The sequence below is a fragment of the Azospirillum endophyticum genome (assembly GCF_016595245.1).
Classification (GTDB): Bacteria; Pseudomonadota; Alphaproteobacteria; order Azospirillales; family Azospirillaceae; genus Azospirillum; species Azospirillum endophyticum.
Map to the genome: position 1 here is coordinate 426,362 of NZ_JAENHM010000073.1, position 14,497 is coordinate 440,858.

Below are 14,497 nucleotides of genomic sequence, written 5' to 3' on the forward strand. Positions count from 1 at the left end.
GCGGCGGCGCGTCTTGCTCTGGTTCGAATCCTCGACGGACTTCGCCTGCTTGACCCGCGGCGCATCGCTGCGGATTGTCCGGCCCGGCTTCGTCTCCGGGATGACGGCGGTGACTTCTCCGCCGCCGGAACGGCTGCCGCCGACACCGGAGGATCGCGTCGCGTTCCGGAACGGCCTGTCCGGTTCGTCGTCCTCCCCATCGCTCGGGCCTTCGGGCGGCTCCTTGATCTCGGGCGAAAGTGCCGAAAGCAGCGACAGCATCTCGTCCGAAACATGGGAGGGGGCGGCACGCCACAACCGCAGAAGCCGCGCCTCGCGCCGGCTGATCTGGCTGTCGTTGTCTTCCGCCTGCTCGAAGCCGCCGCGTGAGCGGCGGGGGCTGTCGGCGTCGCTGTAGCTATCGAAGAAGAAGCTGACCGGGACGTCCAATACCTGACCCAGGCGATACAGGGTTCCCGCCGATATGCGGTTGGAGCCGCGTTCGTATTTCTGAACCTGCTGAAAGGTCAGGCCGATGGCTTCGCCCAGCTTTTCCTGGCTCATGCCCAGAAGGGTCCGGCGCATCCGCACGCGCTGCCCGACATGGGCGTCCACAGACCAGGATTCCGGCGATCCGCGTCGTCCCCTTTTGCGCGCCGTCGGCTCACTCATCTCCATCGGTCTCCGATACCCAGTCGTTCATCGCCTCTGTTTGCGAGAATGAAAGGATTGTTTACACATTCCTTGTCAAAATTCAAGAGAAAACTTTCGAATATTGACGCGTGACAGCCATATTCCGATAGGCGTGCCTAGTCTCGCAGCATTCGCACGAGTTGTCCTGTTACAGCTTTGTATTATTTGCCGGATTGCGAAATTCAATTGCGCGATGGCTCTATCGCAAGCCTGCGCTCATCCCTTTGTCGAAATCTCCGAGTCTTTCGGTTCACCCAATGGTTGGGGCCACAGCTTTTTGTTTACAGCAAATCGACGATCGTGAGCGGGCGACGTTTGTGCCGCCACAAACGGCGATCAGAATATTTCTAGTTGTAGCAAATATTCGAACCGGTCATGCGAAATTATCTGTTTCCAAGCCCGATACACTTTGTCACGCGGCGAAGGCCGTCGGTCACCGGCCGTCATCGTTGGGCACGCGATCATTAATAGATAATTAACCATATTAGCCGGCCTCGATCGGCCGTCGGAACGGCGGATTCAGGGCTGCGGACGGCGCGGCGCGTGACTATCCGTATCGGCCTTCCCCGCACCCCTCGTTCGAGCAGGGCCGGACGGGGAGGCGGAGCGCAGGGTCCAGGGGCCGTCAGCTGATGCGAACCCCTCCACATGGTCGCGCAGCTTCTGAACCTGCGACGGAGTGACGCTGCGGCCGAAGCGCGACTTCAGCAGGGCGGCCAGTGCGCCGCGGGTCGGCCGGACTCCTCCGTTCGACAGCGTGCGGTAGGCGACGAAAGCCTCGGCATAGAGCCGGATGCGATCGGGACGACTGCGCAGTTGCGCCGCCTGGGGGGAGGCGCTGCCATCCAGATGGGCGGTCAGACGCGCCGCCGCCTCCACCTCGGTCAGGTCGGGCAGGGCGATGGCTGGCGGCTCCGGCGGTTCCGGCCGGCCGATGGATTCGCGCAGGCGACGGCGGCGCTGGCGATCACGGTCTCCGGTCCGCAAATGCTCGGCATAAGCGGGGTCGGCGGCCCGGCGTTCGGTGCGGCTGCGGTTGGACCGTGCCGCCCGCTCGGCCTCCCGCTCCCGCAGCATCGGGTCGCGCAGCAGGAATGCCAATTCTTCCGCCGTCAGCCGATCCGACCGATCCGGCCCGTCGATCGGAGGCGTGGAGGCGGAATCGCTTTTGCCGTCGGGGTCGTCCATCGGGAGCAAACGCACGGCTACCCCGCCCTGTTCCCGCAGGAATGAGGAGGGAAATTTCATGTCCGATGCCGGTCGCGCCCGTGCTAGACAAAGACCGCCTTTCCCGGCCCGTTTCCTGGCCCGTGCAACAGTGGACTCCGCCCGCCCATGACTCCCCGGCAAGCCCTTCAGCAGCGCCTTGCGGCTTTGGATGCCCACCTGCGCGCCGAAAACCCCAACCTGCTGCCGGTCCTTCCGACCTTCCGCGCCTTCGACCGCATCCTGGCCGGGCTGGGGCTGATCGACCGCCATGAATCGCTGACCACCCGCATCCCCTGGTGGCCGATGGTCGCGGTGCTCGGCACCTTTTCGGCCGGCAAGTCGACCTTCCTCAACGGCTATCTGGGGGAGGTGCTGCAGAACACCGGCAACCAGGCGGTCGACGACAAGTTCACCGTCATCTGCCACGGGCCGGAGACGCGCAAGGAGGCGTTGCCCGGCACCGCGCTGAACGCCGATCCGCGTTTTCCCTTCTACCGCATCGCCGACGAGATCGAGAAGGTGGCCGCCGGCGAGGGCAAGCGGATCGACAACTACCTGCAGCTGAAGACGCTGGCGGGGCCGCGGACCAAGGGCAAGATCTTCATCGATTCACCGGGCTTCGACGCCGACGACCAGCGCCGCTCGGTCCTGCGGCTGGTCGACCATATCGTCGAGCTGTCGGACCTCGTGCTCGTCTTCTTCGACGCCCGCCATCCCGAACCGGGCGCCATGCAGGACACGCTGCGCCATCTGGTCGCCAAGACGGTCAACCGCGCCGACGCCCGCAAGGTCTGCTACATCCTGAACCAGGTCGACACCACGGCGAAGGAAGACAATCTGGAGGCGGTGTTCGGCGCCTGGCAGCGCGCCATCGCCCAGGCCGGGCTGGTGTCTGGCCGATTCTACGCCATCTACGACCAGCGTTCCGCCGTCGACATCGAGGATGACGGCCGCCGCGCCCGCTACGAGGCCCGCCGCAACCACGATCTAGCGGAGATCCAGAGCCGCATCAACGAGGTGGAGGTCGCCCGCGCCTACCGCATCATCGGTTCCATCGACAGCCTGACCAAGGAGCTGGAGGGGGAGGTGCTGCCCAAGCTGCGCGAGGCGATGGCGGCCTGGCGCCGCCGCGTGCTGATCGGCGACACGGTGTGGGGCGTGCTGCTGCTGGCGCTGCTGGGGACGGTTGTCCAGACGGTGGGCGGCGGCTTCGGCGCCTTCCTCGGCTGGCTGTTCGAAAACGACGGGAGCGGGCTGCCGCTCCACCTGATCGGCACCGCCGTCCTGCTGGGCGGGTTGTTCCTGGCCGGGCACTTCAAGATCCGGCAGTTCTTCGCCCATCGCGTCGCCGCCGCCTTGAGCGACCGCTTCGGCGATGTCGACCTGAACCTGCGGCAGGGCTTCCTGAAGAACACGCGTTTCTTCCGGTCGATCTTCGCCAAGCAGCCGGCGGGCTGGGGCGGGCGGGCCGGGAAGGCGATCTTCGCCATCCGCGAGGCGACGGCGGTGCATGTCCAGCGCGTCAACGACCTCTACACCGATCCGGCCGGCCGCCGCGCCAGGGAGGCCGCTCCCGACCACGCCCCGGTGGCCGACTGACCGCAGGACTGCATGGGATCTCGTAAGCGCTTTACGGGGTTGTGGACCGCCCGTTCGATCTCCTGTCGCCCCGTGCGGCAGCGGCGTGGAAACCGTCGGCGGGCGGCCGGTGGGGAGGCGGGGGGACGGCAGGCATGGGCGCTCGATCGACCGTGATGGCCGGGACAGGCGGCGTGGCGCGGAGGCGGTGGCGGTTGTCGGAGGCAACGCTTCGTCTTATCATGGCCGGACTGCTGTCCTGTGCGGTTCCGGCAGGGGCGTGGGCGGTGGATGCCGGTTCGGCTGCAGCCCCCGCCCCCGCCCCCGTCCCCGCCATGGTCCCCGCGCCGGCCCCCTACACCGGGCTGGATCTGGTGACCGGCAGCGATTACGCCCCTTACACCGGCGAGGATCTGCCGGGCGGAGGGCTGGTGACCGACTTGGTCCGCCGCGCCTTCGCGGTGAGCGGTCGCCGCTACGACTTGCGGTTCATGCCCTGGAAGCGGGGCTATGACGGCGTGGTCGCCGGCCGCTTCCTCGCCACCTTTCCCTATGTCCGCACCCCGGAGCGGGAACGGGAGGTGCTGTTCTCCGATCCCGTCATCGAGGTGCGGCAGTTCGTCTATCTGTCGAACCGGTCGGCGATGGGGTTTCATGGCCGGGACGACACCGGCGGGCTGGAGGATTTCCACGGGCGGACGATCTGCCAGCCGGTCGGCTACGCCCTGCCGTCGGAGCTGCAGACGCTGGTGGAGCAGCGCCTTTTGACCCGGCAGACCCCGCCCGACCTCGGGGCTTGCGTCCGCATGGTGGCGACCGGGCGGGCCGATGTCCTGGTGATCGACGAATACAGCGGTGCCGCCGCCGTCGCAGGTTCCGGGATGGCGGGCGACATCCGGGTCTCCGAAAAGCCCTTCGCGGCGGTCACCCTGCATCTGGTGGTCGGACGCGCGGTACCGGGAGCCGAGGCGACCGTCGCCACCTTCAACGACGGGCTGAAGGCGCTGAAACAGCAGGGGATTTACCGGGAGCTGCTGGCCGGCCACACCGTTCGGCCGCCTCCCTGATCTTCCAGCCGTTCCCGGCGGCTTCGCCGCGCGGCGATACCGGATCGGCGGTTTCGGGCGCGCTTTTCCACGCCGCATGCCCCCGTCACCATGGACAGGACGGTGCTTCGTGTTATAAACGCGCGGTTTCGATCATGGATAAGGGGCGCGGGGCGTGGCCATCGACGCGTCGATTCTGGTCCTCAACGGGCCGAACCTCAACATGCTGGGCGTGCGGGAGCCGCAAATCTACGGGTCGATGACCCTGGACGATCTGGAAGCCGCTTGCCACGAGCGTGCCGACCAGCTGGGTCTGACCGTGGATTTCCGACAGTCGAACCACGAAGGCGAGCTGGTTTCGTGGATTCAGCAGGCCCGGACGGAGAATGACGGCATCGTCATCAACGCCGGCGCCTACACCCACACCTCGGTCGCGATCATGGACAGCCTGATCCTGTCGGAGCTGCCGGTGATCGAGGTCCATCTGTCGAACATCTTCAAGCGCGAGCCGGTCCGCCATCACTCCTACATCTCGCCGGTGGCGAATGGGATGATCTGCGGGTTCGGGCCGCACGGGTATCTTCTGGCGCTGGACGCCATCGCGAACATCATCGACCGCGATTAAGGAAACGGGAACGACTGACATCATGGCGAGCTTCGACATCGACGGCGATCTGGTCCGCAAGCTGGCGGACCTCCTGCGTGAGACGGGCTTGAGCGAGATCGAGTTCGCCGAGGGCGAAAAGCGCATCCGCGTCACCCGCCCGACCGCCGCCCAGGCGGTCGCCGTCCAAGCAGCCCCGGTCCTGGCGGCCGCTCCGGTCGCGGTCCCGGCCGCCGCTTCGGGCAAGCCGGTGAGCCATCCGGGAGCGGTGACTTCGCCGATGGTCGGCACCGCCTATCTGGCGGCCGAGCCGGGCGGCACGCCCTTCGTCCGTCCGGGCGACGTGGTCAAGGCCGGCCAGACCATCATGATCATCGAGGCGATGAAGGTCATGAACCCGATCAAGGCACCGCGCGGCGGCACGGTCGCCGAGGTGCTGATATCCGACGCCCAGCCGGTCGAGTTCGGCGAAGTTCTCCTCATCATCGAGTAAGCGGGGCATTCCCTTGGCGATGTTCGAAAAGGTCCTGATCGCGAACCGTGGCGAGATCGCTCTGCGCATCCACCGCGCTTGCCGCGAGATGGGGATCCAGACCGTGGCGGTGCATTCCACCGCCGACGCCGACGCCATGCACGTCCGCCTCGCCGACGAGAGCGTGTGCATCGGACCGGCGTCGGCGCGCGACAGCTACCTCAACATTCCGGCCATCCTGTCGGCGGCGTCGATCACCAATGTCGACGCCATCCACCCCGGCATCGGTTTCCTGTCGGAGAATGCCCAGTTCGCGGAGATGGTGGAGGAGCACGGCTTCACCTTCATCGGCCCGACGCCGGAGCATATCCGGATCATGGGCGACAAGGTCACCGCCAAGAAGACGGTGATGGAGCAGGGGCTGCCGGTGGTGCCCGGCTCCGACGGTCCGGTGACGACGCTGGAGGATGCGGAGAGGGTCGCCCACGAGACCGGCTATCCGGTGCTGATCAAGGCGGCGGCGGGCGGCGGCGGCAAGGGCATGAAGGTCGCCCGCAATCCCGACCAGCTGAAGGAGGCTTACCAGTTCGCTCGGGCCGAGGCGCGCGCCGCCTTCGGTAACGACGAGGTCTATCTGGAGAAGTATCTCGGCCATCCCCGGCACATCGAGATCCAGCTCCTGGGCGACACCCACGGCACCTGCGTGCATTTCGGCGAGCGCGACTGCTCGGTCCAGCGCCGGCACCAGAAGGTGATCGAAGAGGCGCCGAGCCCGGCGCTGAACCTGGAGCAGCGTGCCTTCATCGGCGAGCTGGCGGCGAAGACGGCGGCGGCCATCGGCTATCGCGGCGTCGGCACCATGGAGTTCCTCTACGAGGACGGGCAGTTCTATTTCATCGAAATGAACACCCGCCTGCAGGTCGAACACACCATCACCGAGATGATCACCGGCATCGACCTGGTCCGCGAGCAGATCCGCGTCGCCGCCGGCGCGCCGCTCGGCTACGGCCAGTCGGACATCCGCTTCGAAGGCCATGCCATCGAATGCCGCGTGAATGCCGAGAACCCGGAGACCTTCATCCCGTCGCCGGGCAAGATCGACGGCTATCACGCGCCGGGCGGGCTGGGCGTCCGCGTCGATTCGGCGCTCTATGACGGCTACCGCGTGCCGTCGCATTACGACAGCCTGATCGCCAAGCTGGTCGTCCACGGCACCACCCGCAACGAGTGCCTGATGCGTCTGCGCCGGTCCATCGAGGAGTATGTGATCGGCGGCATCCAGACGACGCTGCCGCTGCATGAGCGCATCATCGCCGAGCAGGCCTTCATCGACGGCAATTACGACATCCATTGGCTGGAACAGTTGATGGCGAAATCCTGACCGTTCGCGGAGAGGATCGCACATGTCGCGGATACCGCGACAATATGTCGCAGTATCCGAAGCCCTTCTCTCCAGTCGAGAGAGGGGCTTTTTCTTTTATGATTATTTCCTCATGCGCGCTTCAGTTCTCGTGCTCGGCGATCGAATCTTTCGCAAATTGATAATTTGACAAGAATTTTGCATTTTCATTCGCAAAATGCAAAAGCGCATGCCCGCATAGCTCCGGCAATGGGCAGGGCCTCCCCCCATTCCAACCCCTGCTGTCCATAGGGGTTTTCCCGGAAGGCGCCTTTCCAGAAAATCCGGCGTGACTGGCATGCCTCTTGCGCATTTGATCTGGGTCAGTGCGGGGGTGTGCCTACCCAGAGTAGACGAAACTCCATTCCGCTATCTGTTCCGAATAGCGCCTTTTCGGCGTGCCGCTTCCCATGTCCTGCATCCCGGTCGCGCCCCGCCGCCGCCGAACGCGCCCTTTGTCCGACGAGGCTCCATCCATGCGCCTGAACGAACCGATCACCGACCGCGAAATCGTCATGGAAGATGGCGTCCTGCTTGTGTCGCGCACCGACACCGGCGGACGCATCACCTTCGTCAACAAGGCCTTCGCCGAGATCAGCGGCTACGAGGAGTCCGAATTGATCGGAGCTCCGCACAACCTGATCCGTCACCCCCACATGCCCAAGGAAGCCTTCGCCGACCTGTGGGCGACGATCAAGGCCGGCCGGCCGTGGGAAGGGCTGGTGAAGAACCGGACCAAGTCGGGCGACTTCTATTGGGTAAGGGCCAACGTCACGCCGGTGGTCGAGGACGGGGCGACGACCGGCTTCATCTCCATCCGCACCAAGCCGTCGCGCGCGCAGGTGGCGACGGCGGAACGGCTCTACGCCGAGATCCGCGGCGGGCGGATGGGACACCTGACGGTGCGCGACGGGCAGTCGGTCGGGCGCGGAGCGAGGGCGGCGTTCGGTCGCTGGGCAGCCAGCGTTACCGGACGGCTGACCATGATCTTCGCCTTCATGGTCCTGTCGATGCTGGCGGTCGGCGGTGTCACGCTGCGCGGCATGGCCGACAGCAATGCCTCGTTGAAGACGGTGTACGAGGATCGGACGGTCCCCGCCGTGCAGATCGGCGGCATTCTGGACCACATGCGCGACCAGGTGCAGACGCTGCAGCGTCTGATCATCGACACCCGCGACGGCACCGACGCCAAGGCGATCGCCGGCCGCGCGGAGCGCATCGCCGGTAACGCCGCGACCATCGACCGCCTGTGGGCGGACTATCTCACCACCTATCTGACGCCCGAGGAAAAGGGACTGGCGGAGCGGTTCGCCAGGCAGCGGACCGCCTTCGAGGCCGACGGACTGAAGCCGGCGGTGGAGCTGGCGCGCCAGGGCGATTCGCTGCGCCTGGAAGTGCTGGTCCGCGACCGGATCGAACCGCTGTTCCAGGCGGCCTTCCAGACCAACAAAGACCTGCTGACCCTGCAGCTGGAGGTCGCCAGGGCGGAATATGCGGGGGCGCTGGAGGATTTCCGCTGGCATCTCGTCTTCGCCGTCGCCGCCGGGATGGCCGTGCTCGTGGCTGCCGCATTCTGCGGGTTGCTTCTGCTGCGCACCGTGCGCCGGCCGCTGGCCGCCTTCTCGGTCGATTTCGACGCCATCGCCCGCAACGACCAGGCCCACATCATCGACCTGCCGGCGGCGGCCGAATTCCACCCGATCGCCGGTCAGCTGCGCGGACTGAAGGCCCGGCTCTGCTACGCCGTGCAGGAACGCGCCGAGCGTGCCCGCCATGCCGACGAGGAGCGACGCAACGCGCTGGAGGCCATGGCATCGACCGTCGAGCGCGAGGCCGGCCGTGCGGTGGAGGAGGTGGCCCAGCGCACCGGTGCCATGGCCGGCGAGGCCGAGGGCATGTCCGGCTCGGCCGAACGGGTCAGCATCAACGCCCAGACCGTGGCGTCGGCCGCGGGCCAAGCCCTGGCCAACGCCCAGACGGTCGCCGCCGCCAGCGAGCAACTAGCCGCCTCGATCCGCGAGATCTCCTCGCAGGTCGCCCATTCCAGCGCGGTCACCCGCCGTGCGGTGGAGAGCGGCCACACCACCCAGGCCACCATCCGCTCCCTGTCGGAAACGGTGGCGAAGGTCGGCGAGGTGGTGAACCTGATCCAGTCGATCGCCGGCCAGACCAACCTGCTGGCACTGAACGCCACCATCGAGGCGGCCCGCGCCGGCGAGGCGGGAAAAGGCTTCGCCGTCGTGGCGCAGGAGGTGAAGAACCTGGCCAACCAGACCGCCACCTCCACCGAGGAGATCACCCGCCAGATCACCGCCATCCAGGCGGTGACCGACGAGGCGGTGCAGGCGGTGGAGGAGATCGGCCGGACCATCGCCGAGATCGACCAGATCGCCGGCACCATCGCCGCGGCGATGGAGGAGCAGTCCGCCGCCACCCAGGAGATCAGCCGCAACGTGGTGGAGACCTCCACCGCGGCGCAGGAGGTGTCGCACCGCATCGCCGCGGTGTCGGAGGAGGCCGACCGCACCGGAGAGCAGGCGACCCAGGTCAAGAAGGGATCCGGCGACGTCGCCCGTTCCATCGAAAGCCTGCGTCAGGTGCTGGTCCGCATCGTCCGCACCTCCACCGGCGATGCCGACCGGCGGCGCAAGCCCCGCTTCCAGGTGAATGAGGCGGGGACCCTGCTGGTCGGCGGCGACCGGCTGGCGGTGACCGTGCGCAACCTGTCGATCGGCGGCGCCATGATCGACCCGGTGACGGCGACGGACGGCCGCTCGCTCGCCGGGATCGCCGGCCATCTGCGGCTGGACCGCTATGGTGCGCAGGCCGCGGTGGTGGTGAAGGCGGTCGAGCAGAAGCGCGTGCATCTCGCCTTCGATGCGGAGACGATGACCGGAGACTTCGTCCGGACCGTGGAGGTCGTGACCAAGGATCGTCCGACGGTCGACGTCGCGGCGTGATCGGGCGGAACTCGAATCGTCGCAAATTTTACAGGATTAAAACCATATTCCATCCGTTGGTAACCGACCATCGGTTGCCCGCCGCCGGTTCGGACGGTATCAGTGGACGGCGGCGATTTGGCTGGAGGGCCGGGAATGGGCATGCAGGCGAACGACTATTCCCGGCACCGTGTCCTGGTCGTGGAAGACCAGCCCTTCGTCCGCCGAACCATCGTCCAGATCCTGACCCAGATCGGCTTCCGCGAGGTGACGGAGGCCGACAACGGCGAGTCGGCGATGTACGAATGCATACGCGTCAATCCCGACCTGATCGTCTGCGACATCGATATGAAGCCGGTCTCCGGCCTGCAGTTCCTCGCCCATCTGCGCGCCAGCACCGAAGCCGTCAATCCGCGCGCATTGGTGGTCTTTCTGACGAACCACACGGAATCCGAGATCGTGAAGCAGGCGATGACGCTTGGCGTCAACGGCTTCGTCGTCAAGCCGCCGTCCTTCGCCGCGTTGAAGGAGCGGGTGGACAGGCTGCTGGGGGGACGGTGAGGTTCGCCGTCCTGCTCGCCGCGCTGCTTCTCGCCTCCTGTTCCGGCGAGCCGTCCGAGGGCGACATGCGCAGGCTGGTGGAGGCGCACACCCGGCGCATGCTGGAACGGCAGGGCACCGCCGGCTTCCGCGCCTTCGACATCTTTCGCAAGCAGGGCTGCGTCGACGCGAAGCCGAAAGGCGGACAGGGAAGTGGCGGCCCGGGGCGTGGCGCGCAGTATGACTGCTATTATGCCGCCACCTTCGTGCCGCAGCCCGGACAGCCGCCGTTGACCGTCAACGGCAAGGGGCGCTTCGGCCACACCGACACGGGCATGACCTTCGAGGATCTTGGCGCCCAGCCGCGCTGAACCCGCTTCGTTGCCCTTCAGCCGCCGCGGGCGAGACGGGAGAGGGTGGAGAGCGGATCGCCGGCCTCCTCGCCGAAACAGACCTCCACGTCGTCGCAAACCTCGCAGTTGGGGGATTTGCACAGCATCAGCCCCTCGCGCTCGCAAAGCTGGCGGTAGAAGAACTTCTTCCACTTCATGTCGGCGGCGTTCATCGCCACCAGGGCCGGGAAATGCCGCCGGAACAGGGTGTTCAATTCATCGCGGCCGTGGAAGCCCATGTCCTGCCACAGATGGTTCGGTTCCAGCGACCGACGGGCCAGGATGGCGGACAGCCAGCGTTCCTCATCCGTGCCGCCCGCCCCATGCTCGACCAGAAAGGCGCGCAGGTCGGCCTCCTCGATGGCGTCTTCGCCGAATCCCGTTTGGTCGGCGAGGGCGGCGACGGCATCGGCGAATTGCGGAGCGTGGCGGGCGGCAAGCTCGGAGAGTTCGGCCTTGGTCAGCGCCAGCGCCTGGGTCATCGTCCGCATCGGATCGCCGGCGGCAACCGCCAGGATGCGGCCGAAGATCATGCGGTCGGCGGCTGAGGCATCAGGGGCAGGCGGCTGGGCAAACGGTTGGGCAGTGGGCTGGGACAGGACCACTCGGCATCTCCACCGGCTGGAAGCACCCGCGACGCCTGCCATCCTGACCGATGATGCTGCACATGCGAAAGCCATCGCGATGCCGCCCGGCCTGCGGCATACCGCCGCATCATGCCGCGTCGCCGTCGATCTCTTCCGTGAAGCGTTCGAAGAAGGCGGCCAGCACGCGGTCGGTCTTGGCCTGCACCAGCTTCACCGCCAGCCGGCCGACGGCCCCACCCAGCGCCACCGACAGGCTGTAGGTCAGCAGGGTGCGTCCCTGCTCCTCTTCCAGCACGACCAGCGCCTCGCCCTTCACGGCGCCGGCCAGCCCGCCGCTGCCCTGGGCGACCAGCCGGTAGCGGTGGGCGCCATCCTCCGGCTCCAGCCGCAACCGGCCGGAAAAGCGCGCCTTCAGCGGCCCGACCGTGGTGCGCACCCGCGCGGCATAGTCGGTGGCCGATAGGCGCTCCATCTCTTCCAGGACGGGGATGCAGCGCATCAGGACCGCCGGATCGCAAAGCGCCGCGAACACGCGGTCGCGCGGTCCGGGAACGCTGTGGGTGCCGGTGATGTCCATCCGCCGTTTTCCTCCTTGCCGTTCCAGTACAACAGCATGCCCGGCCGAATCATCCGGGCACGACCGTCCGGGCGGTGACATCTGATATTGCATGGTCAAGGATCCAGGCCAGCGAAACCGACGAAGGACGCGAATCATGCGACAAGCCACCACGAGCCTGAGCGTTCCCACCCACGGAGCCGGCCTGGTCGAGGTGACCGCCCAGGTGCGGCGCTGGGTGGCGGAGCAGGGGATGGAAGCCGGATTGCTGACGGTGTTCTGCCGCCATACCTCGGCCTCCCTGACCATCCAGGAAAATGCCGACCCCGACGTGCAGGCCGACCTGCTGCGCTTCTTCCGTCGCCTGGTGGCGGAGGATCCGTCGCACTACGCCCACACGACCGAGGGACCGGACGACATGCCCGCCCATATCCGCTCGGCCCTGACCGACGTCAGCCTGTCGGTCCCGGTGATGGCGGGGGATCTGGCGCTGGGCACCTGGCAGGGCATCTACCTGTTCGAACACCGTGCCCGCCCGCACCGGCGGGAGATCGCACTGCACCTGATCGGCGAATGAGGCCGCCCGAGCGGGAGGGAGCGGCCTGCCTGAAATTTCTTTCATCCGGTCGCAAGGCGGCGGTGAAGGGCGGATGCCTATGTTGGGGACAACAGCGGTGAGGTGCTGCGGCGGACGAGACGCCGGCCATCGCCTCCCGGCAGTCGGAATCGCCTGATTGGAGTGTCGCCGTCATGACCACCCTTCCTCCCGCCCAGACCGAGCGCCAGCCCCAGAACCGGACGCAACGCCAGGGCCGCCTGCGCCGGACCGTCGCCGCCCTGCTGCTGGGGTCCACGGTGCTGACGGCTCCGGCGCTGGCCGGCTGGGCGGCATCGCAGGCCCAGCAGAACGCCACACCGCCGGCCGTCACCATGGTGCAGGACGCGCCCGGCAGCTTCGCCGACCTCGCGGCCAAGGTCAGCCCCGCGGTCGTCAACATCGCCGCCACCCAGGAGGCCAAGGCGGAGCCGCGGGCGCAGCGCGGCCAGGCGGTCCCCGGTTTCCCGCCCGGCTCGCCGTTCGAAGAGTTCTTCCGCCAGTTCCAGGACCAGATGAACCGGAACGGCGGTCCCAACGGCGGCCCCGGCGGCGACCAGGACGACCAGGACCAGGGGCCGCGCGGCAAGACGGGGGCACTCGGCTCCGGCTTCATCATCGACCCGGCCGGCTATGTCGTGACCAACAACCACGTCATCGACGGTGCCAGCGAGATCACCGTCACCCTGCAGGACGGCACCGCCATGCCGGCCAAGCTGATCGGCCGCGACGCCAAGACCGACCTCGCCCTGCTGAAGGTGAAGTCCGACAAGCCGCTGCCCTCGGTCGACTGGGCGGACAGCGACAAGACGCACGTCGGCGACTGGGTGATGGCGGTCGGCAACCCGTTCGGGCTGGGCGGCACCGTCACCAAGGGCATCGTGTCGGCCCGCGGCCGCGACATCCACAGCGGCCCCTATGACGATTACTTCCAGCTCGACGCCGCCATCAACCGCGGCAACTCGGGCGGCCCGACCTTCGACCTCAGCGGCCATGTGATCGGCATCAACACCGCCATCTATTCGCCCAACGGCGGCTCGGTCGGCATCGGCTTCGCCATTCCCTCCAACCTTGCCAAGGAGGTGGTGGCCCAGCTCAAGGAGAGCGGCAAGGTCGAGCGCGGCTGGCTCGGCGTGAAGATCCAGGAGGTGACCCCGGACATCGCCGACAGCGTCGGCCTGCCCAGTGCCAAGGGTGCGCTGGTGGCCGACGTCACCGCCGACAGCCCGGCCCAGCGTGCCGGCCTGCACCAGGGCGACGTCGTGCTGTCCTATGCCGGCAAGCCGGTCAACAACCTCCGCGACCTGACCCGCAACGTGGCGGAGACCAAGGCCGGCGACTCGATCGATCTGAAGATCCTGCGTGACGGCCGTGAAAAGACGGTGCCGGTGCGCATCGACCGCCTGTCCGAGCAGCCGCAGGTCGCCTCGGCCGACACTGGCAACGGTTCGGCCGAGCATGAGGAGGTGGCGCCGGTCAAGGGGCTGAAGCTGGCCCCGCTGGACCGGGCGGCGCGCAAGCGGCTGGGCATCGGCGAGGATGTCCAGGGCGTGGTGGTGACCGGCCTGTCCTCCAGCGTCGACGTGCCGATCCGTCCCGGCGACGTGATCGAGCGGGTCGGCGATACCGAGGTGAAGAGCCCGGCCGACGTTCGCCATCAGGTGACGGAGGCCGAGAAGGCGGGGCAGAAGGCGCTGCTGATGCTGATCAACCGGCAGGGCAACGAATCCTTCGTCGCGCTGAAGCTGAAGGCGTGAGGAAGACCCTTTCCCTCTCCCGTCCCTGGAGAGGGAGGGGACCCGCGCCGAAGGCGTGGGGAGGGTGAGGGGTGAACCAAAGGGCCAGAAGCGCATGGTTCCTCGGATCACCCCTCACCCCCCCCTCTCCCGGGGCGGGAGAGGGAGTTCT

General features: G+C 67.2%; 13 protein-coding genes and 1 pseudogene. 10 read left to right on the forward strand and 4 right to left on the reverse strand.

What is annotated here, in order from left to right; all coding sequences use genetic code 11:
- Positions 1-392: 392 nt before the first annotated feature.
- A pseudogene (locus JHL17_RS28955) lies at positions 393-651 on the reverse strand (helix-turn-helix domain-containing protein); the annotation flags it as partial.
- Between the two features lie 540 nt (positions 652-1,191).
- On the reverse strand, positions 1,192-1,875 hold the full coding sequence (locus tag JHL17_RS28960; protein WP_345773896.1) for a hypothetical protein: 684 nt from the start codon (positions 1,873-1,875) through the stop codon (positions 1,192-1,194).
- 132 nt (positions 1,876-2,007) lie between these two features.
- Between JHL17_RS28960 and JHL17_RS28965 the strand changes: the two genes are divergently transcribed.
- From JHL17_RS28965 to JHL17_RS29000, 8 genes are all read left to right on the forward strand, one after another.
- Positions 2,008-3,480, forward strand: a complete 1,473-nt coding sequence (locus JHL17_RS28965; protein WP_200198096.1) for a dynamin family protein — start codon at positions 2,008-2,010, stop codon at positions 3,478-3,480.
- Positions 3,481-3,701: 221 nt separating this feature from the next.
- Positions 3,702-4,526, forward strand: coding sequence for a substrate-binding periplasmic protein (locus JHL17_RS28970; RefSeq protein WP_247893878.1), 825 nt, complete (start codon positions 3,702-3,704; stop codon positions 4,524-4,526).
- A 154-nt stretch (positions 4,527-4,680) separates the two neighbouring features.
- Positions 4,681-5,130, forward strand: coding sequence for a type II 3-dehydroquinate dehydratase (aroQ, locus tag JHL17_RS28975; RefSeq protein ID WP_200198098.1), 450 nt, complete (start codon positions 4,681-4,683; stop codon positions 5,128-5,130).
- A 22-nt stretch (positions 5,131-5,152) separates the two neighbouring features.
- Positions 5,153-5,602 (forward strand): acetyl-CoA carboxylase biotin carboxyl carrier protein, encoded by a 450-nt coding sequence (gene accB, locus JHL17_RS28980; protein WP_200198099.1) that lies wholly within the window; start codon positions 5,153-5,155, stop codon positions 5,600-5,602.
- Positions 5,603-5,621: 19 nt separating this feature from the next.
- Positions 5,622-6,962, forward strand: coding sequence for an acetyl-CoA carboxylase biotin carboxylase subunit (accC, locus tag JHL17_RS28985; RefSeq protein WP_200198497.1), 1,341 nt, complete (start codon positions 5,622-5,624; stop codon positions 6,960-6,962).
- Between the two features lie 494 nt (positions 6,963-7,456).
- On the forward strand, positions 7,457-9,940 hold the full coding sequence (locus JHL17_RS37760; protein ID WP_200198100.1) for a methyl-accepting chemotaxis protein: 2,484 nt from the start codon (positions 7,457-7,459) through the stop codon (positions 9,938-9,940).
- Positions 9,941-10,075: 135 nt separating this feature from the next.
- A complete protein-coding gene (locus JHL17_RS28995; RefSeq protein ID WP_200198101.1) occupies positions 10,076-10,480 on the forward strand; it encodes a response regulator in 405 nt (134 codons plus the stop codon).
- Positions 10,477-10,830, forward strand: coding sequence for a hypothetical protein (locus JHL17_RS29000; protein WP_200198102.1), 354 nt, complete (start codon positions 10,477-10,479; stop codon positions 10,828-10,830). The genes JHL17_RS28995 and JHL17_RS29000 overlap by 4 nt, the downstream gene beginning before the upstream one ends.
- 17 nt (positions 10,831-10,847) lie before the next feature.
- Here the strand turns inward: JHL17_RS29000 and JHL17_RS29005 are convergent, their stop codons facing one another.
- Positions 10,848-11,456, reverse strand: a complete 609-nt coding sequence (locus JHL17_RS29005) for a nitrogen fixation protein NifQ (protein ID WP_345773897.1) — start codon at positions 11,454-11,456, stop codon at positions 10,848-10,850.
- 109 nt (positions 11,457-11,565) lie between these two features.
- Positions 11,566-12,015, reverse strand: a complete 450-nt coding sequence (locus JHL17_RS29010) for an SRPBCC family protein (RefSeq protein WP_200198104.1) — start codon at positions 12,013-12,015, stop codon at positions 11,566-11,568.
- 136 nt (positions 12,016-12,151) lie between these two features.
- Here JHL17_RS29010 and JHL17_RS29015 point away from each other — a divergent pair, with 136 nt between their 5' ends.
- Both JHL17_RS29015 and JHL17_RS29020 read left to right on the forward strand, forming a co-directional pair.
- Entirely contained in the window at positions 12,152-12,571 is a 420-nt protein-coding gene (locus JHL17_RS29015; protein ID WP_200198105.1) for a secondary thiamine-phosphate synthase enzyme YjbQ, read from the forward strand.
- Positions 12,572-12,744: 173 nt separating this feature from the next.
- Positions 12,745-14,346, forward strand: a complete 1,602-nt coding sequence (locus JHL17_RS29020) for a DegQ family serine endoprotease (RefSeq protein WP_200198106.1) — start codon at positions 12,745-12,747, stop codon at positions 14,344-14,346.
- Positions 14,347-14,497: the final 151 nt, after the last annotated feature.